We start from the raw sequence: 23566 nt of genomic DNA, 5'->3' as shown, positions 1-23566 counted from the left end.
CCGCCCTACCTGCGGAAGAAGTCCCGCACGTTCACCAGCAACAGCAGCAGTGCCGCGACCCCCATCGTGATCAGGAACGCGTCCCGGGCGTGCCGGGCCGCCCACTCCAGCGCGGTGATCAGGATCCCGCCGCCAACCAGGATCACCGCCACGCTCACCGCGGTGGTCATCAGCCGGCGGCGGGCCAGCGACTCCAGGCCCGCGAAGGCGACCAGGATCGCCAGCAGCGACGGGATCTTCGCACTGTCCTCCGGCAGCAGCAGGACCGTCGCCACCGTCAGGAACAGCAGCGGGACGCTGACGGCGGCCCAGATCTGCAGCAGGATGCCGTGGTGCTTGTGGTCGTCCGGGGTGTAGGGCTTGTGGGCGCGGGTCACGTGCGCCTGCGGATCCTGCGGGGGCACCCCGCCGCGGGCCAGGACGTCCTCGTGCACCGCCCGCTCCTCGGCCAGAGCGGTGCGCTCCCGGATCACGCTCATCACCGAGTTCTCGGCCACCCGCGCCTCGCCCGCCCGCTCCGCCGCGGTCCGTGCCGCCTGCGACTCCGTCCGCAGCGACAACACCTCCGCGTGCCGGTCGCGCGCCCCCCGCTGCAACAGCCCGATCTGTTCGTCGGCCTCGGCGATGCGGTCGTCCAGCTCGGCGATCCGGGCCTTCAGGCTGCGCTCCAGGCCGCCGTCGTCCGGCGCCACCTTGTGCAGCCCGGCCCAGCCCAGCGGGTCGGCCCAGGAGAAGCGGACGGTGCCGTCGCGCTCGTAGCGCGGCCCGGCCGGCGCCCGCTCGCCCCCGGCCCAGTCCCGCGTGTCCACGCCCCACAGGCCGCGGAAACCGCGCACCCAGGGCGTGTGGTCGTCGATCAGCACCGCCTGCCACTCGCGGTCCTGCCCCGGGCCGACCCGCACGCCGTCGCCGCGCGCGTAGTCGATGAACGGGATGCCGAACCCGTGGTCGTCGCTCCGGGTACGGCGCAGCAGCAGCTCCGCGCCGCGCTTCCACCAGCGGGCCGCCGTGCCGAGGAACCGCGGGTTCACGGTGACCAGGTAGTCGCCCGCGAGGAACGCCCCCGAGTGCGACCCCGCGCCGGCGAACACCACCGGATGCGTGCCGTCGACCAGCGTCAGCTCCGGGTCGTCCCACCGGCGCCGCAGATCGTCGCCGGTGTAGTCGTGCGACGAGAACGCCACCCAGCGCGGCGTGACCGTCCCGGCCTCGGCGTCCTCGACCAGGTAGACGGTGACCATCTCCCAGTCGGCCTCGTGGTCGTTGACACCGCCGAAGGTCGAGCGCCAGTCGTTGGCCGAGTAGAAGTACCAGTACTGCAGGATGACGTACCCACCACGCCGCAGCACCCGCCCGTAGTAAGGAGAAGCCTGCGCACCCCCGCCTTCGTGGTACTGCTCGGCGGCCTTGGTCATCACACCGCCCGGCACCGTCCCCCGGATCAGCAGGCTCAACCGCAGCAGCACGTCGATCAACCGGGCCACCAACCCGACCGCCGCCAACCGCCCGGTCCGCCGGATCCCCGTCGGATGTCCCTTCCGCCACCGCCGCACCTCCCGCCCCGACGCGGCCTTCAGCACATACCGCAGGAACAACGGCCGCTCCGGATGCTCGGCCGCCGCCGCGAGCAGGGCGGCCAGATCCAGCTCCCCGGCCGGCACCACCTCGGTCGGCTTCTCCGCCCCGACCCGCCACAGACTCGCCGCCGCGACATACCGCTCGATGTCGGTCGGCAGGAAGTACTCACCCTTGGTGTACGCCAACACGGGCTCATGGGCGCGCAGCAGCGCCAGATCATCCGCCGGACCGGCGGTGGCGGAAGCATCGACGGCAGTCATCGATGCGACGATATTCCGCCATGATCCCCGGCGCGCGCCGGGCCCCACCGAACGGGCAGCCTCCCCGCGACGGCCGACAGGCCCGGCCGCACCCCCTCGGCCGCCGGACCCGCCGCACCGCGTCTCAGGCGGCTCCTATCAGCCTTATGGCCAGCCGCCGTGCCGAGCGCCCGACCGTCCCGAGCCCGTGCGGGCCGTGTCCGGTCGCGCCGTGCATGGTTGCGCCGTGTCCGGTCGCATTGCGCCCGTCCGCACCGTGTCCGGTCGTGCTGAGCGCCCTGAACCCGCCGCCCACTCCGCTCGCCGGAACCGCGCCGAGACCGAGCTCGGTGCTGACCCCGGGCAGGTCGACGTCGCCGGTCGAGGCGCCGCCCGCGACCGCGGGCTTGTCGTTCCCGAGCCGGCGCTTGCCGTCAGCGGCGGCTGCGACCGCCGTGATCCCGCCGTAGCCCCGACCACCGGCCGCGCCCACGGCCCCGCCGCCGCTACCGCTCACGTTCGCACCGCGCCTTCGCCCTCACGCCGCCGCCAGCACCCGGCGCCCGCCGCGCTGCGCGTGCTGTGCCAGCCGCTGCCCGCGCTCCGCGCGCTCGGCCAGCGCCGCGAACGACGCCGCGGAGTGCTGCGCGGCGGGGGCCAGCGGCTGCTCGGCCGGCTCCAGGGTCTCCAGCTCGTCGCAGCCGTAGGCGCGGCAGAGCTGCAGTTCGGCCACGTGGACCACGTACCAGCGGGCGTGGGAGCCGTCCTCCTCCAGGGAGACCAGCACCTGCTGGACCACGCCGGTGCGCTCCTCGCCGACCACCTCGACCTTGGCTCCGACCGGGTGGCCGGCGGCGCGGACCGCCACGGCGACCTCGGGGGCCACACGCTCGGCGGCCAGGGCGCGGGCCGCGTGGTCGGCGGCGTCGTACTCGTCGCTCCAGGTGCGCCTCAGGTGGATCAGCACCCGGCCGATCGCGGCGGCTCGGGCGCCGGCCTGGGCGCGTTGTTCAGGATTGGCGTTCGGGCTTGTCGACGCGGCGTGCCAGCGGGCGCGGGCCACGCAGGCGCGCTGCTCGATCTCGTAGCGCTCCAGGCCGTCCAGCTCGGTGCGGACGGCGTCGTAGATCAGTTCCAGGCGGCGGGGGTCCATCGGGGGTGCTCCTCAGCGGGTTCGCGAAGCTCTCGGGTCGGGGGGAATCGCACCGGGAAGGGCGTACGCAGACGGCGTTGGCTGGTACGCCCCAGCGCATTCGGCGACACGGTTTATGGCGTCCGTGCGCGCCGGGATGCGTTACTCGTCGCGTGGAGTGAGGAGTCTTGTGACGAAGGGTGGCGATGAGGCTGAGGCTGGACCTCGAAGCATCAATACAGCGCCGCGAAGCGGCACCATGACGGGCGGTGGTGGGTGACGGGAGGGCTGTCATCAGAGTTACCTCTACATGTGTACGGCGGCTGGAAGGTGCCCTCCGGGTGAAGCGAGGGAGAACCCTCGTCCATCCGTACTGGCGGGCGATCGGACGTCAGCGGCCGCACATTCGGTGCATGCGGCATACGCGGCCGGCCAGATGGGATTTCGTCGTCCCAAGGCAGGTCGCGCAGCACGTGAAGCATGCGCCGGTCATGGCGCTATTAAACCATCCCGACCCCGGGGGGTTGTCAAGCGACGCACGTCACACCTGTTGGGAACCCTCGTGTCACACCCTCCAGGCGGTCCCGGCCATGACCTCGCCTCGCGCCTTGGCAACGGTGTGCCGCCTCACGGGCTGTTCACCGCGGCGCTACCGGCAATACGTCTAAGAGTATTGATTCAGGCTACTGAGTGCCGTTAGAGTGACTTGCCGGTTCCGTCGTATTTAGTGGCGACGGAGAGAGGTATGAGAGGTCATGGCAGGGACTGTCTCGAACATGGGCATCAGACTCGCGATCGTTTCCACGTATCCGCCGCGACGGTGCGGCATCGCCACGTTCTCGCGCGACCTGGCCGTCGCGCTCGCCGATGCCGCCCCGGACGTCCGCGTGGAGATCTGCGCGCTGGACCGGGACGGACTGGCCTACCCCGCAACGGTGCGGACGGTGATCCGCCAGGACGAGCGCCCCGACTACCGGCGAGCCGCCGCCGAACTGGCCGCCTCCGGGGTGGGCGCCGTCGTCATCCAGCACGAGTACGGCATCTTCGGAGGAGTCGACGGTGCGTGGGTCACCGACTTCGCCGCCGAGTTGCACCGCCTCGGCGTCCCGTATCTGGTGACGTTGCACACCGTGCTCTCCAAGCCGAGCCCTTCGCAGGCCGGCACCCTTTTCCGCCTGTGCCGCGACGCCGCGGCCGTGACCGTGTTCACCGAGACCGCACGCCGGCTGGCCGTCGATACCGGCATAGCGCCACCGGACCGGATCGTCCACGTCCCGCATGGAGCGCCGCCGCCTGGGAGCGGCGGCGACGTGCGCCCGGAGGTGAACGCGACTCTGGAGGCCCTGCGCGGCCGCCGGCTGCTGTCCACGTTCGGCCTGCTCTCGCCCGGCAAGGGGCTGGAGACCGCCATCGCCGCCCTCGGCCGGATCGCCGAGCGGCATCCCGACGTCACCTACCTGATCGCCGGCTCGACCCATCCGGAGATCGCCCGCCAGGAGGGCGAGAACTACCGCGACCTCCTGGTCCTCGCGGTCAAGGGCGCCGGCCTGGAGGACCGCGTGGTCTTCCTGGACACCTTCCTGTCCGACGCCGAGATCTCCGCGGTCCTGGCCCGCACCGAGGTCTTCTGCACGCCCTACCGCTCCCGCGAGCAGATCTCGTCGGGCGCCCTCACCTTCGCGCTGGCCGCCGGCTGCCCGGTGGTGTCGACCTCCTACTTCTACGCCGAGGACATGCTCGGCGGCGGCGCCGGCATCACCGTGCCGCCGGAGGATCCGGAGGCCTTCGCCGAAGCCCTGCACACGCTGCTGTCCGACCCGGCGCGCATGGAGCGCGCCCGGGAGGCCGCCCGGACCCTGGGGTCCGCGCTGCACTGGACCGCCGTCGCCCGCCGTTTCGCGGGCATCGCCCGGGCGGCCGCCGCCCGCCGCCCGCGTCCGCTGACCGACGCGATCCGCACCGACGCCGCCGGGGAGGCGCACGTGGACGTCCCGAAGCTGAAGCTCACCCACCTCAACCGGATCACCGACTCCGGCGGCATCGTCCAGTTCAGCGAGAACGCCCAGCCGGATCTGGGATCCGGCTATTGCGTGGACGACGTGGCCCGGCTGGCGATTGTGGCAGCCGGGCTTTGCACGATCCCGGTCCGGGATCTGCAGGGCACCGACCCCCACGCGTGGCTCGACACCTCCCTGGACTTCCTGGAGGCCGGCTACGACAAGGACGCCCTCGGCTCCCGCAACATGCGCGACGCGGCAGGGACCTGGCTGGACCAGCCGCATCGCGGCGACCACGTCGGACGGATGCTGTGGGCGCTGGGCGACGTCGCCTCCGGCGGCTCGGTCCCGGACAAGCTGCGCGAGCGCGCGGCCGGGCTGCTGGACGGGGCCCGCTCGGCGTTGCCGGTGCTGACCACCGTCCGCTCCACCGCCTACGGCCTGCTGGGCCTGGTGCGGGCGCCGGAGCCCACGGCCGAGCTGAAGCTCGGCGTGGCCCGGTTGGACGCGGCCCTCACCGCCACCGCGACCGACGACTGGCCGTGGTTCGAGGACGAGCTCACCTACGACAACGCCCGGCTGCCGCAAGCCCTGCTGCTCGGCGGCGAGCGGGCCGGGGACGCGGCGGTGATGGACCGGGCGCTGCGGGCCCTGGACTGGTACCTCGGGCAGGTCGGCATCGGCGCCGACGCGCCCGACGGCACCCTGCGGCTGGTCGGGAACCTGTGGCGGCGCAAGGGGGAGCCGCGGCCCGCGTACGAGGGCGACGAGCAGCCGATCGACGCCGCGGCGGTGGTCGAGGCGTGCGTGGAGGCCTGGCGGGTGACCGGCCGCGAGTTCTACGCCCGGCGCGCCCGGCGGGCGTTCGACTGGTTCCTCGGCGCCAACCGGCTCGGGATCCCGTTGTACGACGCGGCCAGCGGCGGCGGGCGCGACGGGCTGCGCGAGACCGACGCCAACCAGAATCAGGGTGCTGAATCGACGCTGGCGTACTACCAGGCGCTGCTGGCCCTGCGGCGGGCCGCGCTGGTGTGAGAGAGGGGCTCCGGGAGCCGTAGGGCCTTCCGGAGGACCCGGGCGCCCCGAGCGCGCCAGCGCGCCGTGCGCGTGCGTCCGGCACGGCCTGTGTGGCCCGCATGGCCTACGGCGTACAGGAAAACGGCCCCGTGCCGCCCTCCCCTGAGCAGGGAGCGGCACGGGGCCGTCTCGCGTCGTCTCGTCGACCGCGGGGTCATCGCCGCGACCGCAGCGCCAGCGACATCTGCGCCGCCCGCCGCTCCTCGTGCAGCTCGCGCTCGGTCGGCGCCATCGCCACCACCAGAAGCATCACCGTGGTGGTCACGCTGATGCCGACCACCAGTGGGGTCAGCAGCTGCGAGGGCGACATCCCGCCGGACACCGCCACGGAGGTCACCGGCATACCCGGCATCCAGCCGCTCGGGTCGGTCGCGGCGGTCGCCGTCACGTGCAGCGCCGTCATCCCGAGATAGTGCATGCCGGTCACCGCGACGCCCATGATGCCGGCCGCGCCGATGGTGGCCGGCAGGCCGCGCACGTGCAGCGCGAACCACAGCGCGGCGGTGGCCGCCCCCACCGCGACCACCTCGGAGGCGGCGACCAGCTTCACGTCGAAGTGCATCGACGGCGCCATGTGCAGCGCGGCCATGCCCAGGTAGTGCATGCCGGCCACGCCGGAGCCGGTGATGAGGCCGCCCACCAGCAGCGAACCGGCCGAGCCGCCGCGCGCCACGGCCAGCGAAAGGCCCACCGCCACGATCAGCACCGCCACCGCCAGGCTGACGATTGTGAGCAGCGGGTCGTAGCGGATCTCGGCGCCCGGCACCGTGAAACCGAGCATGGCTATGAAGTGCATGACCCAGATGGCGGTGCCTCCGATGGCCAATGAGGCCATGGCCAGCCAGCGGTACCGGGATGGGCCAACGGCGACGCGGGCGCGCGAGGCGCTCTGTAGTCCGATCGCCGAGCCTAGGAAGGACATGAAGTAGGCCAGCAACGGGGTCAGGGGACCGTAGGTGAAACCGTTGACGTGCACAGCGCGCATCCATTTCGGACGAAGGCGGACAGCCGGGGTACAGAGGGCCGCTGTCTTGGCTTCGCAGGCGCTTGAACTGCGTGCAGTCCGTCAACAGCCGAGCAATCATAGAGGTGGCGAAGGCGCGGCGCGCCGGGCGGCCCCCGCCAGCCCCACGTTGTGGCCTTCGTCACACAAACGGCCCTGGCGCCGCCCTGGCCCGCAATACGCAGTGCGTAGCGGGTCGTGGCGAAAAGACCCGGAGCTGCGACAGCCCGCCGTCATATGGAAACCCCATGTGGCGCCCGCGTTTAGCGTGTTGTCCAGACACGGTGTGATCACGGGCGCTACAGTCGGTGCTTTCCAGCGGCGAACTGTGCCGTTTGCGAAGATCGAAACCTGTTCGCAACCAGACCCCCTGTGAGGCAAAAGATGTCGACACCGCTCGGCACCACCAGCCCCCATGGCGAACTGTTCCGCCGGGAACCCGCCAACCCGATCCTGACGGCGAATGACTGGCCCTACCAGATCAACACCGTCTTCAACCCCGGCGCCACCACTCACGACGGTGAGACGGTGCTGCTGTGCCGCGTCGAGGACCGCCGCGGCCTGTCCCACCTGACCGTCGCCCGCTCGCCGGACGGCGTGCTCGGCTGGCGCGTGGACCCCAAGCCGCTGCTGGCCGACGACCCGGCCGACCAGACCAGCATGTGGGGGGTCGAGGACTGCCGGATCACCTACGTGGCCGAACTCGAGACCTACGTCATCTCCTACACCGCCTACGGTCCCTCGGGCCCGTGCGTGGCGCTGGCCACCACCGACGACTTCCAGTCGGTGGAGAAGCTCGGCGTCGTGATGCCCCCGGAGGACAAGAACGCCTCGCTGCTGCCCCGGCGGGTGGGCGGCGACTTCATCCTGTACCACCGGCCGTACTCGGCCCATGTCGGCGGCGCGGACGTGTGGCTGTCCCGGTCCAAGGACCTGCGCACCTGGAGCTCCCCGGAGCCGGTGATGGCCAGTCGCGAGGGCGCCTGGTGGGACGCCGCCCGCATGGGTCTGGGCCCGGCGCCGATCGAGACCGAGCACGGCTGGCTCGGCGTCTACCACGGCGTGAAGCAGATGGCCGCGGGGCCGCTGTACCGCGCCGGCCTCGTCCTTTTCGACATCGACAACCCGGCCAAGGTGGTGCGCCGCTCCCCGCAGTGGGTGCTGGGTCCGGCGGCCGACTACGAGACGCACGGCGACGTGCCGAACGTGGTCTTCCCGACCGGCCTGATCCACGATGCGGAGACCGGTGAACTGCGGCTCTACTACGGTGCCGGCGACTCGGTCATCGCCGTGGCCACCGCCACCATGTCCGAGGTCATGGATTACTTGCTGCAGTACGGCTGAATGAGACCTAGGGGGCCTGGGTCCTTTCCGCCCAGGCCATCCCGACGAACGCCAGCCCCAGCAGGATCCCGAAGGCCTGCCACGGGTTGAAGTGCTCCAGCAGCGTCCGCTGCTTGTCGACGAGGTCGGCGAACCACTTCGGGAAGTCGTAGGTCGGCAGGTGCAGCCACCAGTTGTTCTCCACGATCCCGGCCGCGAACGCCACCAGGACCGCCTGGTAGGGCCGCGCCAGCGCGGCGGTACCCACCGCGACGATCATGATCCACGGCAGCAGCCGGAACTCCTCGAACACGGCGTGGAACAGGTACGCCTCCCCGCCCAGATCCCACGGCCGGTAGCCGAGCGCCCGGAACACCGGCCAGGCCTTCCCGTGGTGCTGCGCGTGGTCCCCGATCCAGAACGCGGCCAGCTGCGCGGCGCTGATCGCGAACAGCAGCGCCAGGAACGTCAGCACGATCGACAGCAGCGCCAGCACGAATTCGCCCGGGGTCTGCGGCGCGGGCCGCAGATGCGGCCGGTGGCTCTTGTTCCGCCGGATGACGCGCACCGCGCGGCCGTGCTCCTCGGCGATCGCGCCGCGGATCTTCTCGATGTCGTGGTTCGCCATCTATGTCTGCTCCCAGTGGATCGCGACGGCGCCGCGGTGCAGCTGCTCGACGGCCGCGCGCCAGCCCTCCAGCCGCGCCATGACGAGATCCGGGTCGGCGGCGGGGTCGACGGTCAGGAGTGCGGCGTGGAGGCCGCGGTGGTCTTCTCGCAGGCTCGCCCGGAGCACGCCCACGTGCGGCAGGATGCGTGCCAAGGCCGCGCGGGCGGCGTCGAGCGGCTCGGCGGCGGGGACCGCGCACAGCCAGACGTCGTCGCGGTCCGGCCAGGCCACCCGCACCGGGCCGGCCGGCGGTCCGACGGTGGTGGCGGCGACGAGCGTGGTGGTGCGGCCGTCCTTCTCGACGGTGACGGTTCCGGATGAAGTCAGAGAACTGATTTCCGGCACGTGCTCCAAGGCCCGGGCGACCACCGGATCGAGTTCGCCGAGCGGCTGGCCCCGCCCCAGAGCGGTGACGATCGCGGCGGGCCGGATGCCGAACGCCGCCGTCAGGCCGCCGATGGTCGACCCGAACTCGCGCAGCGTCGCCTGGAGCACCTCGCTTCCGACTTCGGCGGCTTCGGGAGCGACGCTTTCCACATGCGCGGCAAGGGTTTCCGGATCGATCGGCTCGGCCGGGGCGACCTCGCCGCGGAGCTCCGTGAGGGTGTTCCGGAGCGTCGCCAGCCAAGCGGTGGCGGTCGGCGAAGGCGTGGGATAGAGGGCGCTCACGGCGAGTCCGTCAGGGCTCTGATGACGTCCACGTCGGGCTCCTGGAAGGCGCCCGGATCGGTGCGGCCTTCGGCTTCCCCGCACACCGGGCAGCCCGGCCGGCCCTCGACCGAGAGCCACAGCGACTGGTACGCGTACTGAGCCGGTGCCCCGCGCATCAGGTCGGCGAAGATCCAGTAGTCGGGCTCGTGACCGAAGACCGCGTACGTGGTCCCGGCCTTGAGGACGCCCTGCGCGAACCGCGCGGCGGCGGCTTCGTCGTCGGCGTCGTGCAGCAGCCCGAGCGCGATCTTCACGGCCGCGGCCGACACCTGGTGGATGTCGGTCAGCAGCCCCGGCTCGGCGATCAGGCGCCCGGTGCCGTAATCGGTGGCGGCGGCCACCGAACCGCTGGCCGTCTCCTGCAGATCCGCGCGGACGCCGCCGGTAGCGCAAGTGAAGCAGGGTGTTCCGGGCGTGGCGATGATGACCTCGCCGCCCTGAGCACCCTGATAAAGGCCGGGGAAGACCGCCGGCCGCCCGAGGTGGTGGGCGAAGTGGCCGAGGCGGGCCTGGGCCTGCGGATCGTCGGTCGCGGCGATCACGAGGTCCGCCTCGGCCACCAGCGCCGCCAGGTCCAGGTCCTCGTGCCGTGCCGTGTGCCGCGCGACCCGCGCCCGCGGGTTGATCGACAGCACGAGATCGGCCAGCGCCCGCGCCTTCGCCAGCCCCACGTCGGCGACGCGGTAGGCGCTGCGTCCCACGTTGGCCGGTTCGACGACGTCCGGGTCGACGATCGTGAACGCGCCGACCCCGCTGCGGGCCATCGTCTCGGCGACGTAGGAGCCCACCGAGCCGGCACCGACGATCAGGACCCTGCGTCGGGCCAGCGTCGGGGAGAGGAGGCCCCCGGTCCGGGCGAAGAGGGGCGCCGAGGCCGCATCGTGCGAGGCATCGTGCGATTCCCTCGGCCTGGGCCGTCGTGCGGTGCGCAGCGTCGGCACGGCTCCGGCCATCCGCTCCAGCGGCGGCAGGCTGAGATCCCACACCAGGGACAGCGGTCCGTCGCCGTCCTCCGCCAGCAGCGTGGGCGCCGTCGCCGGGAAGTCCGTGCCGAACAGGATCGTCACGCCGCCGAACCCGGGGATCCGCGCATGGGTGGCCAGCAGCGCCGCGCCCTCCACCTCCACCGCGGCCGGATCCGCCTCCGGCTGCACACCGGCTCTTCGCAGCATCCTGACGATCGGTACCACGACCGGCCGCACCGGCGCCACCTGCACGCCCTCCGCCGTCCGTTCCGCGCCGTAGAACGAGATCCGCGCCGGTCCGAGCCGCAGTTCGTGTCCGGCCAGCGGCGTGTCGACGTCGTGGGTGACGATCGGCGCCAGGTAGCGCGCCAGGTGCGGATTGAGCCGCAGCGACTCGGCGTACTCGGACCGGTCCTGCCCCGACGGCACCGGCATCCCGGCCGGATGCGAGTGCACGATCCCCTTGAACCGCGCCGCCGTGGCGGCCTCCCGCTCGGCGACCGCCGCGATGAGCCAGTCCGTGTTCTGATACCGGGTACCGGTCGTGGCCGCCCCGGCGTCGTGCAGGAAGCCGGTGACGTAGTCCAGCCCGGGCAGGCCCAGCAGCGCGCCGCCCTGTTCCGGCGCGACCGCACCGATCCGCGCGGTGATCGCGTCCAGCACGTAGTCCGCGACCCGTACCGGCGTCAGCATCCGCACCCCCTGCTCAGAGGTCGTATTCGACCTCGTTGTTCACCGAGAACGGGAACGGATACCCGGCCAGCACCACATCCATGCCCGTGGCCCACAACACCGACTTGGAGTAGGCCTCCTCCAGACTCGGCTGCCCGGAACCCCCATGCTGGCTCAGGCACAGCTTCCCGTTGGCGAACAGATGCGAGGAGTGCACCCCGAGCAGCCCTTCCAGCCGCGGCTCGACCAGCTTCACCTGATAGCTCATGCCGTCGAAGTACGCGAACATGGTGTACGGCCGCCCCATCTGCGACCGGAAGCTGTAACACCACCCGCGCGCATCCCGATGATCGATGAACCGCGTGTTCCGCGGCATGTGCTGCGCGGCCCACTGCAGGTCCTCGACTTCCCGCCCACGTACCCGCGCCGCGAACGTCCCGTGCTGCACCTTGCTCAAAGGACGCCCTGTGGGGGCGTCGCCGGTGTAGATCTCACCCTCCGACCCGACCGCGACCCGCGCCTTCGGATCCACCGGATACTGATCGCCCGACTGCTGCGCGCTCCGGATGATGTCGCGCAACCGGTTCAGGTCGGTACGTTCGACGTCCGTCATCGACTTCCCCTTATCGCACTGTTCTGCCGTGCGTTCTTCAGGGTAGGTCGGTCCGGCTCAGCCCGCCACCAGCCGCAATCCGTTCCGCCGCTCGTCCTCGGCCAGCAGCCGCTCCAGCTTCACCGCCGTGTCCGTGCCGGCCTGCGGATTGTGCAGGACGACCCGCAGGTCCGCGCGGTTCGGCACGGCCAGGACCACCGACTCGAAGTGCAGGGCTCCGACCTTGGAACTCAGGGTCTTACTACGCGCGCTGTTGTGGGCCACGTCCTGGCGCTCCCACAAGGCGGCGAACTCCGGGCTCTGCGGGATCAGGGCTTCCACCACTTCCTGGAAGCCCTCGTCGCCGGGGTTGGCGGTCATCTCCGAGCGGTAGCTCGCCACGACGTGCGGGGCCAGCTCCTCCCAGTTGGTCACGCTTTCGCGGTAGATGTCGTCGAGGAAGTACTGGTGCAGGCAGTTCACGCCCGGGTCGGTCATGCGCAGGGCCAGTTGCGCGGTGCGGTTGGCGACGACCATGTTCCAGTAGCAGTCGACGATGTGGCCGGGATTGGGCAGCCAGGCGTCGACGAGACGGACCAGGGCCTCGTCGACCGGCTGTTCGGCCTGGTGGGGGCAGATGGCGCCGAGCGGCGGCGGGTTCAGGCCGGCCAGAGCGTACAGGTGGCGGGTCTCGGCCTCGTTCAGTTTCAGCACGCGGCCGACGGCGTCGAGGACGTGCGACGACACCGTGATGTCGCGGCCCTGCTCCAGCCACTGGTACCAGGAGGAGCCGACGCCGGCCAGGACGGCGACCTCCTCGCGGCGCAGCCCCGGGGTGCGGCGCCGGCCGCCCGGGGCCAGGCCCACTTCCTCGGGCGTGATCTGGGCCCGCCGGGCGACCAGGAACTCACGCAGGTTCGCCCGTCGGACGGTGTCGGGATCCACCTGGACCGGGCCCGTCATCGACACAGCTCTCTCCCCTCGAGCAGACAGTGCACTCTATGCCCCGTGCGCTGCTTCCGCTGCTGCACAGCCTGGTGTAAGGACCACCAGGATAACTACGCGCTACCTTCGTTCTCTTCCCCGGCCGAATCCTGGATGCATGACAGACGTCCTCGACCGCCCGGCCACCGCCGGATCCGGCTCCGCGAACGGCGCGGCAGCCACCGCGAACGACACCCGCACCCCGAACCAGCAGGGCATGTCCACCCGCGCCAAGCTGGTGCTGTTCCTGCTCTGCGCGGCCAACTTCATGGTCGCCGTCGACTTCTCCATCCTGAACATCGCCGTCCCGAGCATCGGCGAGGACCTCGGAATCAGCGAGGCGAACCTGCAGTGGGTCTCCACCGCCTTCGCGCTGCCCTCCGGCGGCTTCCTGCTGCTGTCCGGCCGGATCGGCGACCTGGCCGGCCGCAAGAAGGTGTTCGTCACCGGCACCGTGCTGTTCACCGCCGCCAGCCTGATCGCGGCTCTCGCGTGGGTCCCCGCGATCCTGTTCGCGGCCCGCGCGCTGCAGGGGGTCGGCGCGGCGATGATCGTGCCGACCGGCATGGCGCTGCTGACCACCTCCTTCGCCGAGGGCCCGCAGCGGGAGCGGGCGCTGGGCATCAACGGCACCCTGATGACCGTCGGCTTCACCTTCGGCATGGTCCTCGGCGGGGTCCTGACCCAGGCCTTCACCTGGCGCTCGACGATGGTCCTGAACACGGTGATGGGCGCGCTGGTGCTGCTCGGCGCCCCGCGGCTGCTCAGCGAGAGCCGCAACGCGCACAGCTCCAAGCTCGACATCCCCGGCGCGATCACCGTCACCACCGCGCTGCTGGCCCTGATCTACGCGCTGTCCACCGCCGCGCAGGTCGGCTTCGGCCGCGCCGACGTCGTCGTCGGCCTGGTCGCCGGAGTCGCGCTGCTCGCCGCGTTCGTCGTCATCGAGGCCCGCACCGAGGAGCCGCTGGTCTCGCTGCGGATCCTGCGCCGCCGCAGCGTCGCGGTCGGCAACCTGGGCGGCCTGGTCACCTTCGCCACGATGAGCTCGGTGGTCTTCCTCGGCACCCTGTTCCTGCAGCAGGTGAACGGCATGTCCCCGACGCTGACCGGCCTGGTGTTCGGCGTGATGGGCGTGGTCGCCGCCCTCGGCGGGATGGTCGCCCCCAAGGCGATCGCCCGCTTCGGCGCCCGCGCCACCCTGGTCGGCGGGATGGTGTGGCAGGGCGTGCTGATCGCCCCGCTGGCCCTGATCGACTCCTCGAACGGCACCCTCCTGCTGCTGACCATCGCCGCGATCGCGGCGTTCGGCCACCTCGGTGCGATCGTCGCCTACGGCGTCACCGCCACCAGCGGCCTCAGCGACGCCGAGCAGGGCCTGGCCACCGGCCTGGTGACCACCTCCCAGCAGGTCGGCCTGACCATCGGCATCCCGCTGTTCAGCGCCCTGGCCTCGGCCCGCGCCGACAGCCTGCGGGAGGCCGGGCACACCGCCAAGGACGCCCTCACCGGCGGCATCCGCCTCGGCCTGGGTGCCGACGGTCTGGTGGTCCTGGTGGTCGCGGTCCTGGTCGGGCTGGGCCTGCGGACCGGCCGCAAGGTGAAGTCCCGGGCGGCGGGGATCTGAGGCAGCAGAAAGCAGAACGGCCCCGCTTCGGCGGGGCCTTTCGCCTTCCCCGACCGGGGAATCAGGCGTCCACCGACAGGATCCGCCCCTCCTTGATCGCCTTCAGCAGCGCCTGGTGGTCCGCCCGGGTCTGGTCCGCGTACGCCACCGCCCACCGCGCCATCGCCCGGTCGAACGAGTCCGCGTGGCCCAGATACGCGGAGATCGCCACGCGGTCCCCGGACCGCGCATGCGCCCGCGCCAAGACCTGCCCGCACAGTCCGGCGTAATTGCGCAGCATCTTCTGGTCGAGGCCGGCGACCACGGCCGACCCCTTCATGTCCCGAAGCTGCCGGATATAGAAGAACCGGCCCTCGGGCCCGGTCGCCCACCCCAGGAAGATGTCGCTGCTGGCCTGCATCAGCCGCTGCCCGCTCACCACCCGCTGCCCCTGGTGCTCGTGGCGGCCGGCCTTCAGATACGGCGCCAGCACCGATTCCTCGGCCTCCTTCACCTGCAGGAACAAGGGTGCCGACGTGGTGTCCCCGAGCATGAGCGCCATCGCGCACCTGGTTCCGACGCTCCCGACCCCGACCACCTTCAGCGCCGACTCCACGTAGCGGAACCGGTCCAGGAGGACTCTGCGATCCTCCTGGAGCGTCGCCCGATAGTCGGTGAACACCCGCCGGACGATCTCCTCCTCGGTGATCCGGTCGAAACCCAGCTCCGCGTACGGCACCAGTAGCGGCGGCTGGTAGCGGATCCGCGGCGTCCCGTCCGGACCCGGCTCGGTCAGCTTGCGCAGCGCCTGCACGCTGGTGTGCCGCTCGGCGGCGGCGAACGCCGACTCCAGCGCCTTGCGCCCGCGTGGGCGCTTCGCCTGCTTCAGCAGGGACGAGGCGTCCACGCCCTGGTACCAGACGTCCAGCTCGTCGGTCCGGGTCAGCTCCGCCATCATCGTCCGGTACGCCCACGCCGCGGCCTTGGCGGTGTCGTGGGCGCACGTGTCCGTGAACCCGTTCTCCCGCGCCGCCACCGCGACGCTCGCCGTCAGCCGCTTCACGTCCCACTCGAACGGCCCGGGCAGCGTCTCGTCGAAGTCGTTCAGGTCGAACACCAGCCGCCGCTCCGGGGAGGCGTAGAGCCCGAAGTTCGACAGGTGCGCGTCCCCGCACAGCTGCACCGTCAGCCCGCTGTTCGGCGACCGGGCCAGGTCCGCCGCCATGATCGCCGGCGCTCCGCGCAGGAAGGCGAACTCCGAGGCCGCCATCCTTCCGTACCGAATCGGCACCAGGGCCGGCACCCGGGTCTCCGCCTGCTGCTCCAGGATCGCCACCGGATCGCGCCGGTCGGCCGGAGGCGACCACTCCCCGGTCGCCGACCGGGAGATCTGCTTACGCGCCGCGCGTCCCACCGCCACCCGCGAGGACAGGCTCGATTCCGTCATGCGATCCAGGGTGCGTCGCCGGACCCCGCCCGGCATGCCGGTGGCCGGCCGGATCGGCTAATGGAGCGATCCGGTCGGCCACGGGAGTCGAGACGAGGCGGGGAAGCCGCGGCCCTGTGCCGCGGGACTCCCTCAGCGCTTGGCCGCCATCCCCGCCGCCTGCTTCGGGAGCAGGAAGGCCAGGCCCAGGATGGCCGCGATGACGATCACGTCCACCGCGTCCACCCACCGCATCGCGGTGACGAAGTCCCCGAACCCGCTCGGGTGCGACCCCAGCGCGGAGAAGAACACCGTGCCCAGCACCGTCACGCCGGTGGCGCCGCCGAACTGCTGCGCCGTGACCAGCATCCCGGACGCGGCGCCGGCGTTCTTGGACCGGATCCCGGCCAGCACCGAGCCCACCAGCGACGGCAGCACGAAGCCGTTCCCGGCGCCGACCAGCATCATCGACGGCAGCAGCTGCCAGGACGCCAGGTCCGTGCCGCGCCAGGCCAGTACCGCGCCCAGCAGCACCAGGCCGGTGGCGCTCATGGACGCCCCGATGGCGATCACCCGGGCCCCGTAGCGGCCCGACACCCGCCGGGCCAGCATCGAGCTGCCGGCGAAGGCCAGCCCCAGCGGTCCGAACAACAGTCCGGCGCGCACCGGGCTCATGTGCATCCCGCCCTGCAGGAACAAGGTCATGGCCAGCATGAACCCGCCGAACATGGCCAGCATCAGGCCGGACAGCGCCAGGCCCACGCTGAAGGTGCGCTCCTTGAACAGCACCAGGTCCACCATCGGCGACCCGCCGGCCCGGGCCAGCCGGGACTCCCAGCGCAGCGCCGCGATCAGCACCGGCACCGAGGCGATCAGCGAGATCCACGTCCACAGCGGCCAGCCCTCGGCCCGGCCCAGGATCAGCGGCGCCAGCGCCAGCCCGATGCCGGCCGCGATCCCGACCGCGCCGACCGGGTCGAACCGCGGCCGCTGCGCGCCGCGGGTGTCCGGCAGCCAGCGCAGCGCCAGCACCACCGCGACCGCCCCGATCGGCACGTTCACCAGGAAGATCGGGCGCCACGTCCAGTGGAACAGGTTCGCCTCCAGCAGCACGCCGCCGAGCACCTGCCCGGCCACCGAGCCGGTGCCGATGGTGGCGCCGAACCACGCCATCGCCCGCGGCCGCTCGTGCAGCGGGTAGATCACGTTGATCAGGGCCAGCAGCTGCGGCACCATCGCCGCCGCGGTCGCGCCCTGCACCAGGCGCGCCGTGATCAGCAGCGCCGAGGAGGTGGCGACGCCGCAGGCCAGACTGGCGGCGGTGAACGCGGCCATGCCGTAGACGAACATCCGCTTGTAGCCCAGCAGGTCGCCGAGCCGGCCGCCGGTGATCAGCCCGGCCGCGTAGGCGAAGCCGTAGCCGCCGACCACGAGCTCCAGACCGGCGTCGGAGGTGTGCAGGTCGTGCTGGAACGACGGGGCGGCGACGTTGACGACGAAGTAATCGAACATGGCCATGAACATGGCCGAGAGGATCACCGGCAGCATGCGCCAGCGGCGCGCGTCCGGTTCCGGGGAAGATTCCGCCGCTGACGGTGTTGAACCCGGTAGGGCGGTCGCGGTTATCACGCGTTCCGTGATGGCTGACACGGGCTGGCTCCATCGCATTCGCTCGAGGCCATCGGTTCGACGTTCATCGAACCGTTCGACTAACATCGAACTGTACGACCACTATCGAACTCAAGGCAAGCGGGTTTAGGCTGTGGCAATGGAATCCCAGGTCGAGCGCGACGAACTGGCGCACGCGGATCCGGACGCCGTGGACCTCACGGCGGTCCTGGCGGCGCTGGCCGAGCCGGCGCGGCTGAAGATCGTGCGCACGGTGGCGGCCTACGGCGGCGACGACGGCATCGCATGCCTGGACGTCTGGGAGAAGAGCGGGCTCACCGCCACCAAGTCGACGATGTCCCACCACTACAAGGTGCTGCGCGAGGCCGGCCTGGTGGTCATGTGGTGGGTCGGCGCCAAGAAGCACGTCCGGCTGCGGCGCGAACTGGTCGACGTCCGGTGGCCCGGGCTGCTGGACGCCGTGCTCGCCGACCAGGCGCCGGCGCACGGCTGAGCGGCCACGGGCCGCCGCGGTCCGGCATGGTTCGTCACGGTCCGTCATGGTCCGTCATGGCCCGTCATGGTCCGTGCCGAGCCGTCACGGGCCGTCGCGGTCCGTCATGGTCGGCCCGCGCCGCTACGGGTGCTTCGCGGCACCCTTGAGGGCCTTGTCGACCGCGTTCTTGGCGCCGTACACCGCGATCCCGACCAGGTCGAGGTCGGCGCCGAGCACCGCGCGCACCGCCGCGCGGTTGTCCGCGTCGTTGCCGGTCGCGAACATGTCCGCGGTGAACACCGCCACGTCCAGCCCGCGGGTCAGGGCCTTGGCGCGCGCCGAGGCCAGCGTCTCCTTGCCGCCCTCGAACACCATCACCGGCTGGCGGAACTCCCGCAGGTAGCGCTGCCCGTCGCCGTCTTCGTACGGCTCGCCGATCACCTCGGGACGCGCGGCGCCGATGCCGCTCACCAGGAACGCGGTGACGTTCAAGCGCTGCCACACCGCGAGGTCGTCCCGCAGCACCACGGCGATCTTGGTTTCGAACTTTTCCATATGCCGAGCATCCCGACCTGCGGCGACGCCCGTCTTGTACATTCCTGACATGGAGCGGGTCACGGCTTGGCGGCCGCCGGTGCCGGGTGTCGCGGAGGTCTTCCACGCGCACTTCACCGAGCACGTCTACCCGATGCACGCGCACGCCACCTGGACCCTGCTCATCGTCGACGACGGCGCCGTGCGCTACGACCTGGACCGGCACGAGCACGGCGCACCGACCGGCGTGGTGACGCTGTTGCCGCCGGACGTGCCGCACAACGGCCGCTCGGCGGACCCCGGGAACCCCGACGGCTTCCGCAAACGGGTGCTGTACCTGGAGCGGGACAGTCTCGGCCTGGACCTGATCGGCGCGGCCGTCGACCATCCGGCGTTCGTGGATCCCCTGCTGCGGCAGCGGATCCACCAGCTGCACGGCGCCCTGCGCCTGCCGGGGGAGGAGCTGGAAGCCGAGAGCCGCCTCACGCTGGTCCGTGAGCGCCTCCGCGAGCGGCTGGCCCCGGCCGTGACCACGCCGTCCGAGACGCCGTCCCCGACCGCCGCGCGTCTTCTCAGGGACCTGATCGACGCGCGGATCGTCGACGGCGTCGGCCTGGAGGCGGCGGCCGAGGAGCTGCACTTCCACCCCGCGCACCTGATCCGCAGCTTCACCCGCGAATACGGCATGGCCCCGCACCGGTATCTGACGTCGCGACGCGTCGACCTGGCGCGGGGCCTGCTGCTGGCCGGGATGCCGCCGGCGGAGGCGGCGACGGCCTCAGGATTCTGGGATCAGTCCCACCTCGCCCGGCACTTCAAGCGAGTCGTCGGGGTCAGCCCCGGCCGGTACGCCGGCGACGGCCGGGCCCCCCGCGGCTCCGCCCGGCTCGCCGTGCCGTAGGTCGCGCTCGATCTGTTCCAGGCTGCGGCCCTTGGTCTCCGGGATGAAGAACCGGGCCAGGAGCAACAGCACCACGTTGACCCCGGCGAACACCCACATCGCGCCGCCGATGCCGAGGTGGTTCTTCGCGGACATGGTCGGGAACACCGCGGTCACGATGCCGGTGGCGGACCACAGCACGGTGGTGGCCAGCCCGGTCCCGGCGGCGCGGGCCCGCAGCGGGAAGATCTCGCCGATCATCACCCACACCGTGGCGCCCCAGCCGAGCTCGTATCCGGCCAGGTACAGGATCAGGAAGATCAGGGTCAGAGTCCCCAGGGTGTCCTTGTCGTGCACGTTCTTGATGACCAGGCCCGCCGCGAACAGCGAGACCACCATGACCGCCGCGCCGATGGTCAGCAGCGGCTTGCGGCCCCAGCGGTCGACGACGAACAGCTCCCACACCGTGAACAGGAACTTCACCACGCCGAGCACGACCGCCGACAGCAGCGCGGTGCGCGTCGCGAAGCCCAGCGACTTCAGCATGGTCGGGAAGTAGGCGTTGATCGCGTTGACGCCGGAGAACTGCTGTCCGATCGCCAGGATCAGCGCCACGACCACCATCGGCCGCACCCACGGCTGCCACAGGTCCCTGATGCGCCCCCGCTCCTCGGTGTCGCGGCGGATGATGTCGCGGATCTCGCCGATCTCGGTGTCCAGGGCGTCCGCGCCGGCGCCGGGCCGCGCCGCGGCCAGGACCGCCCGGGCCTCGGCGTCCCGTCCCTTGCTCAGCAGCCAGCGCGGCGTCTCCGGGAGCACGGCCAGCCCGGCCAGCAGGATGGCCGCGGGGATCAGGGCCCCGAGGAACATCCCCTTCCAGTTGTCGTGGCCGCTCAGCGCGTAGTCCACGAGGAACGCGATCAGGATGCCGGTCACGATGAACAGCTGGTTCAGCGAGCCCAGCGCCCCGCGGGTCCGCGCCGGCGCCAGCTCGGCCAGGTAGGTCGGCACGGTCGCGGAGGACAGCCCGACCCCGATGCCGATCACGCCGCGGGTCGCCATCATCACCGGCCAGCTCCCGGCCAGCGCACACCCGAGGGTGCCGACGATGACCACACTCGCCGCCAGCATGATGGTCCGCTTGCGCCCGATCAGGTTGCACAGCCGCCCGGCCAGCATCGCGCCGGCCATGGCGCCGACTGACAGGCTGGCGGTGATCACGCCTTTCTGGAACGCGGACAGCTGCCACTGCTTCGCCAGCAGCACCAGCACCCCGGCGATGACCCCCAGGTCGTAGCCGAACAGGATGCCGCCGAAAGCTCCGAACGTGTAAAGGGTCGCGCGGTTCACCGGCCTGCGGGCGGCCGGAGCTGCGGGGGACGCGGAAGTCGCCATGGCGGAGACCGTGGCACCGGCCAAGGACCCTGACAAGGTGGCATCCCGTAACGATTCAGTAACATGGATGCCGTTCACATACATGAACATCATCGGAAACGGCCGCACCCTGGTCGGGGCACCAAGGCGCGCCGATCGGCCGCCTCCGCGAGACGGCCAGATCAGAGGCTTGTTTCAGAAACGCGCTCAGTGGCTCGGTAACTCAGTGGCTTGAGTTCGGCAGCACGCCGGCTCGGTGCGTCAGTGCGTCAGTGCGTTCGCGCGTCGGTGCGTCCGTGTGTCAGCGGATCCCGGCCCGCCGCAGCTGTTGGCTCAAGTCCTCAGCCACCTCCCGCAGCAGGGAGCCGACTCGCTGCAGCTCGGCGTCGGTGACCCGGTCGGCCGGCATCGAGCAGCTCATCGCGTCGGTGCCGGGGATGCGGAACGGCACCACCGCGGCGACGCAGGCCACGTCCGCGGAGCTCTGCCCGCGCTCCGTGGCGTACCCGCGCTCGCGGATGAACGCCAGCTCCGAGCGCAGCGCCTCGCGGTCGGTGATGGTCAGGTCGGTCAGGGCCGTGAGGTGCTTGGGGAGCACCGCGGTCAGCTCGTCGTCGGCGAGTTCGGCGAGCAGGACCTTGCCCAGGGCGGTGGCGTGGGCCGGCAGCGTGCGGCCGACCCGGGAGACCAGGTGCGCCGAGGTGCGCGACTCGCGGGTCTGGAGATAGACGATGTCCGCGCCGTTGAGCCGAGCGTAGTGGCAGGTGTAGCCGACCTGGTCGCGCAGGCGTTCCAGGGCGTCGGTGGCGTACGGCATCACCGGGTCGCGGTCCAGGTACGCGGTCCCGCAGATCAGGGCCCGCACCCCCAGCCGGAACCGGGTGCCGGCGTCGTCGGACTCGATCCAGCCCACGTCGCGCAGCGTGCGCAGCAGTCCGTGCAGCGACGAGCGCGGGATGCCGGTGTGGTGGTGCAGGTCGGTCAGCGACAGCCAGGCGTGGTTGGCGCCGAACGCCTCCAGCAGCTCCACGGCCCTCCGGGCCGACTTCACGCCCGCGGCGTCCGTCGTCGTCTGGATCGCAGTGTCGGTGTCCGCCATGAGGCCCCTTCGTCGACAGGTCTGGGGCCTCACATTACCGTCTGTGGCGACTTTCAGGTATATGGAAGTTGTTCACATATCTGAAGCACAGGCCTTCGGCACCGGCGGATCCCCTTCCCCTTGACCGCATGGGGCGCCGCCACTACCGTTCCAGCAGCCGAGCACGTTCACTCATCTGTCTTCGTTCACATATGTGAAACTCGTTGAAGCCGAGGCCCTCATGCGAACAGCGACACCCAGAACGGCCAGATCCGCCGCCGCCGCGCTCGCGGCCGTGGCGCTGCTGGCGTCCGGTACCGCGTGCGGTTCCAGCAAGTCCTCCGGAGCGGCCACCTCGAAGAACGCGAAGGCCACCGGAACGCTGAACGTCTGGATCCGGGGGGCGGGCGACTCGCCGAAGGCCTACCAGAAGATCTTCGACGCCTTCACCGCCCAGACCGGGATCAAGGTCTCGATCGGCAAGGCCACGCTCACCGACTTCGAGACCGCCCTCACCGCCGCGGCGTCCGCCCACCAGCTCCCCGACATGGTCCTCGACGACGCCGCGCAGCTGGGAAACTTCGTCTCCCAGGGCATCGTGCTGCCGGTCGACAAGAGCACGTTCACCGGCGCCGACCAGCTCACCGACCAGGCGTGGGCCTCCGCCGCCGACCTCAAGGGACAGACTTACGCCGTGCCCTTCTCGGCCCAGGCGAACGTGCTGCTCGTGCGCCAGGACTGGCTGGACAAGCTGGGCCTGCAGCCGCCGAAGACGTGGGACGACCTGGCCAAGGTGGCCCAGGCGTTCACCACCCAGGACCCTGACGGCGACGGCAAGAACGACACCTACGGGCTGGCCGTCCCCGGTTCCACCTCCCGCGGCTACACCTCCTGGTTCTGGTCCTCGTTCCTGTACTCGGCCGGCGGCGACTTCCTCAAGGCCGGCGGCGGCAAGTTCACCGCGACCCTGAACTCGCCGCAGGCGGTGTCGTCCGCGAAGTTCCTGGAGGACCAGGTGTGCACGAACAAGGACGTGCAGCCCTCGGCCCTCGGGGACGACACCACCGCCACCAACAAGGCCTTCCAGACCGGTGTCGCCGGCATGTACCTGACCGGGCCCTACGCCTACGCGACCATGGACGCCACCGCGGTCAAGGGCAAGTACACCGCCGTCGCGCCGCCCACCGGGCCGACCGGCACCGCCGGCACCCTCGCCGAGGGCACCGACATCTTCACCATGGCCGACAGCAAGCAGGACGAGGTGACCAAGCTCGAGGAGTTCATGGTCACCGCCGAGGCCCAGAAGCTCGGCATGACCGCGGTCCCGACCGCGACCATCGTCCGCCTGCCGGTGAACAAGAGCGTCGACGCGGCCCAGGCGCACGCCGGCGACTCCCGCTGGCAGCTGGCGCAGCAGGTCTACACCACCTCCGGCCACTACGAGTACGACAACGCCCCGAACTGGACCCAGCTGCGGCAGAAGATGTCCGACGACCTCAACAAGCTGCTGTCCTCCTGCGGGGACCCGAAGGCGGCGCTGGACGGCATGAACTCCGACGTCTCGGCGCTTCTGAAGCAGCAGGGCGTGGGATGACCGTCGGAACACGGAGCCCTGTGGCGG

19 protein-coding genes and 1 pseudogene are annotated in these 23566 nt (G+C 71.4%); 6 read left to right on the top strand and 14 right to left on the bottom strand.

What is annotated here, in order from left to right; all coding sequences use genetic code 11:
* Window positions 1-5: 5 nt before the first annotated feature.
* From ABD466_RS08075 to ABD466_RS08065, 3 genes are all read right to left on the bottom strand, one after another.
* Window positions 6-1838: a hypothetical protein gene (locus tag ABD466_RS08075; RefSeq protein WP_344656324.1), complete on the bottom strand. Its 1833-nt coding sequence runs from the start codon at window positions 1836-1838 to the stop codon at window positions 6-8.
* A gap of 124 nt (window positions 1839-1962) precedes the next feature.
* Window positions 1963-2334, bottom strand: a complete 372-nt coding sequence (locus ABD466_RS08070; protein ID WP_344656323.1) for a hypothetical protein — start codon at window positions 2332-2334, stop codon at window positions 1963-1965.
* Between the two features lie 21 nt (window positions 2335-2355).
* Window positions 2356-2970 carry a hypothetical protein gene (locus ABD466_RS08065; RefSeq protein WP_344656322.1) on the bottom strand — a complete coding sequence of 205 codons (615 nt, stop codon included), beginning with the start codon at window positions 2968-2970 and terminating at the stop codon, window positions 2356-2358.
* A 734-nt stretch (window positions 2971-3704) separates the two neighbouring features.
* On the opposite strand from ABD466_RS08065, the gene ABD466_RS08060 reads away from it, so the two are divergent.
* Window positions 3705-5981, top strand: a complete 2277-nt coding sequence (locus ABD466_RS08060; protein WP_344656321.1) for a glycosyltransferase — start codon at window positions 3705-3707, stop codon at window positions 5979-5981.
* Between the two features lie 196 nt (window positions 5982-6177).
* Here ABD466_RS08060 and ABD466_RS08055 read toward each other — a convergent pair whose 3' ends face one another.
* Window positions 6178-6999 carry an MHYT domain-containing protein gene (locus tag ABD466_RS08055; protein ID WP_344656320.1) on the bottom strand — a complete coding sequence of 274 codons (822 nt, stop codon included), beginning with the start codon at window positions 6997-6999 and terminating at the stop codon, window positions 6178-6180.
* Between the two features lie 411 nt (window positions 7000-7410).
* On the opposite strand from ABD466_RS08055, the gene ABD466_RS08050 reads away from it, so the two are divergent.
* Window positions 7411-8370, top strand: coding sequence for a glycoside hydrolase family 130 protein (locus tag ABD466_RS08050; protein ID WP_344656319.1), 960 nt, complete (start codon window positions 7411-7413; stop codon window positions 8368-8370).
* 7 nt (window positions 8371-8377) lie between these two features.
* On the opposite strand, the gene ABD466_RS08045 is transcribed toward ABD466_RS08050, so the two are convergent.
* Genes ABD466_RS08045 through ABD466_RS08025 form a run of 5 tightly spaced genes read right to left on the bottom strand, consistent with a single transcriptional unit; the run spans window position 8378 to window position 12922 of the window.
* Window positions 8378-8977 carry a hypothetical protein gene (locus tag ABD466_RS08045; protein WP_344656318.1) on the bottom strand — a complete coding sequence of 200 codons (600 nt, stop codon included), beginning with the start codon at window positions 8975-8977 and terminating at the stop codon, window positions 8378-8380.
* Window positions 8978-9688 carry a hypothetical protein gene (locus tag ABD466_RS08040; RefSeq protein WP_344656317.1) on the bottom strand — a complete coding sequence of 237 codons (711 nt, stop codon included), beginning with the start codon at window positions 9686-9688 and terminating at the stop codon, window positions 8978-8980. It abuts the gene before it with no gap.
* Window positions 9685-11388 (bottom strand): ThiF family adenylyltransferase, encoded by a 1704-nt coding sequence (locus ABD466_RS08035; RefSeq protein ID WP_344656316.1) that lies wholly within the window; start codon window positions 11386-11388, stop codon window positions 9685-9687. Before ABD466_RS08035 ends, ABD466_RS08040 begins: the two co-directional genes overlap by 4 nt.
* A 13-nt stretch (window positions 11389-11401) precedes the next feature.
* Window positions 11402-11980 (bottom strand): hypothetical protein, encoded by a 579-nt coding sequence (locus ABD466_RS08030; RefSeq protein WP_344656315.1) that lies wholly within the window; start codon window positions 11978-11980, stop codon window positions 11402-11404.
* A gap of 57 nt (window positions 11981-12037) precedes the next feature.
* Window positions 12038-12922, bottom strand: a complete 885-nt coding sequence (locus ABD466_RS08025) for a helix-turn-helix transcriptional regulator (protein ID WP_344656386.1) — start codon at window positions 12920-12922, stop codon at window positions 12038-12040.
* 139 nt (window positions 12923-13061) lie between these two features.
* Here ABD466_RS08025 and ABD466_RS08020 point away from each other — a divergent pair, with 139 nt between their 5' ends.
* Window positions 13062-14570: an MFS transporter gene (locus ABD466_RS08020; RefSeq protein ID WP_425558579.1), complete on the top strand. Its 1509-nt coding sequence runs from the start codon at window positions 13062-13064 to the stop codon at window positions 14568-14570.
* 61 nt (window positions 14571-14631) lie between these two features.
* On the opposite strand, the gene ABD466_RS08015 is transcribed toward ABD466_RS08020, so the two are convergent.
* Together ABD466_RS08015 and ABD466_RS08010 are read right to left on the bottom strand one after the other, a co-directional pair.
* Window positions 14632-15996 carry a DUF2252 domain-containing protein gene (locus tag ABD466_RS08015; protein WP_344656314.1) on the bottom strand — a complete coding sequence of 455 codons (1365 nt, stop codon included), beginning with the start codon at window positions 15994-15996 and terminating at the stop codon, window positions 14632-14634.
* Window positions 15997-16128: 132 nt separating this feature from the next.
* Window positions 16129-17499: an MFS transporter gene (locus tag ABD466_RS08010; RefSeq protein ID WP_344656313.1), complete on the bottom strand. Its 1371-nt coding sequence runs from the start codon at window positions 17497-17499 to the stop codon at window positions 16129-16131.
* Between the two features lie 244 nt (window positions 17500-17743).
* Here ABD466_RS08010 and ABD466_RS08005 point away from each other — a divergent pair, with 244 nt between their 5' ends.
* Window positions 17744-18097, top strand: a complete 354-nt coding sequence (locus tag ABD466_RS08005) for an ArsR/SmtB family transcription factor (protein WP_344656312.1) — start codon at window positions 17744-17746, stop codon at window positions 18095-18097.
* Between the two features lie 123 nt (window positions 18098-18220).
* Here ABD466_RS08005 and ABD466_RS08000 read toward each other — a convergent pair whose 3' ends face one another.
* The gene (locus ABD466_RS08000) at window positions 18221-18685 is read right to left on the bottom strand and encodes a DUF2000 family protein (protein WP_425558578.1); all 465 of its coding nucleotides are present in this window, start codon (window positions 18683-18685) and stop codon (window positions 18221-18223) included.
* Between ABD466_RS08000 and ABD466_RS07995 the strand changes: the two genes are divergently transcribed.
* Window positions 18684-19514, top strand: coding sequence for a helix-turn-helix domain-containing protein (locus ABD466_RS07995; protein ID WP_344656310.1), 831 nt, complete (start codon window positions 18684-18686; stop codon window positions 19512-19514). The genes ABD466_RS08000 and ABD466_RS07995 overlap by 2 nt on opposite strands.
* Before the next feature lie 12 nt (window positions 19515-19526).
* Here ABD466_RS07995 and ABD466_RS07990 read toward each other — a convergent pair.
* Window positions 19527-20888 (bottom strand): annotated as a pseudogene (locus tag ABD466_RS07990) (sugar porter family MFS transporter); the annotation flags it as partial.
* A gap of 280 nt (window positions 20889-21168) precedes the next feature.
* A complete protein-coding gene (locus ABD466_RS07985; protein ID WP_344656309.1) occupies window positions 21169-21966 on the bottom strand; it encodes an IclR family transcriptional regulator in 798 nt (265 codons plus the stop codon).
* A gap of 220 nt (window positions 21967-22186) precedes the next feature.
* On the opposite strand from ABD466_RS07985, the gene ABD466_RS07980 reads away from it, so the two are divergent.
* Window positions 22187-23539: an ABC transporter substrate-binding protein gene (locus ABD466_RS07980; protein WP_344656308.1), complete on the top strand. Its 1353-nt coding sequence runs from the start codon at window positions 22187-22189 to the stop codon at window positions 23537-23539.
* Window positions 23540-23566: the final 27 nt, after the last annotated feature.

Origin of the sequence: Catenulispora subtropica (genome assembly GCF_039531675.1) — a bacterium.
GTDB classification, from domain to species: Bacteria; Actinomycetota; Actinomycetes; order Streptomycetales; family Catenulisporaceae; genus Catenulispora; species Catenulispora subtropica.
This window is presented reverse-complemented; position numbering and strand designations above follow the sequence as displayed.

What these genes read in the sequence shown, in the direction of transcription:
- ABD466_RS08045 (WP_344656318.1), bottom strand. Translation starts at nt 8,977, where the DNA reads ATGGCGAACCACGACATCGAGAAGATCCGCGGCGCGATCGCCGAGGAG.
- ABD466_RS08025 (WP_344656386.1), bottom strand. Translation starts at nt 12,922, where the DNA reads ATGACGGGCCCGGTCCAGGTGGATCCCGACACCGTCCGACGGGCGAAC.
- ABD466_RS08030 (WP_344656315.1), bottom strand. Translation starts at nt 11,980, where the DNA reads ATGACGGACGTCGAACGTACCGACCTGAACCGGTTGCGCGACATCATC.
- ABD466_RS08065 (WP_344656322.1), bottom strand. Translation starts at nt 2,970, where the DNA reads ATGGACCCCCGCCGCCTGGAACTGATCTACGACGCCGTCCGCACCGAG.
- ABD466_RS08060 (WP_344656321.1), top strand. Translation starts at nt 3,705, where the DNA reads ATGGCAGGGACTGTCTCGAACATGGGCATCAGACTCGCGATCGTTTCC.
- ABD466_RS07980 (WP_344656308.1), top strand. Translation starts at nt 22,187, where the DNA reads ATGCGAACAGCGACACCCAGAACGGCCAGATCCGCCGCCGCCGCGCTC.
- ABD466_RS07995 (WP_344656310.1), top strand. Translation starts at nt 18,684, where the DNA reads ATGGAGCGGGTCACGGCTTGGCGGCCGCCGGTGCCGGGTGTCGCGGAG.
- ABD466_RS08050 (WP_344656319.1), top strand. Translation starts at nt 7,411, where the DNA reads ATGTCGACACCGCTCGGCACCACCAGCCCCCATGGCGAACTGTTCCGC.
- ABD466_RS08000 (WP_425558578.1), bottom strand. Translation starts at nt 18,685, where the DNA reads ATGTCAGGAATGTACAAGACGGGCGTCGCCGCAGGTCGGGATGCTCGG.
- ABD466_RS08010 (WP_344656313.1), bottom strand. Translation starts at nt 17,499, where the DNA reads ATGTTCATGGCCATGTTCGATTACTTCGTCGTCAACGTCGCCGCCCCG.
- ABD466_RS08035 (WP_344656316.1), bottom strand. Translation starts at nt 11,388, where the DNA reads ATGCTGACGCCGGTACGGGTCGCGGACTACGTGCTGGACGCGATCACC.
- ABD466_RS08015 (WP_344656314.1), bottom strand. Translation starts at nt 15,996, where the DNA reads ATGACGGAATCGAGCCTGTCCTCGCGGGTGGCGGTGGGACGCGCGGCG.
- ABD466_RS08005 (WP_344656312.1), top strand. Translation starts at nt 17,744, where the DNA reads ATGGAATCCCAGGTCGAGCGCGACGAACTGGCGCACGCGGATCCGGAC.
- ABD466_RS07985 (WP_344656309.1), bottom strand. Translation starts at nt 21,966, where the DNA reads ATGGCGGACACCGACACTGCGATCCAGACGACGACGGACGCCGCGGGC.
- ABD466_RS08020 (WP_425558579.1), top strand. Translation starts at nt 13,062, where the DNA reads ATGACAGACGTCCTCGACCGCCCGGCCACCGCCGGATCCGGCTCCGCG.
- ABD466_RS08075 (WP_344656324.1), bottom strand. Translation starts at nt 1,838, where the DNA reads ATGACTGCCGTCGATGCTTCCGCCACCGCCGGTCCGGCGGATGATCTG.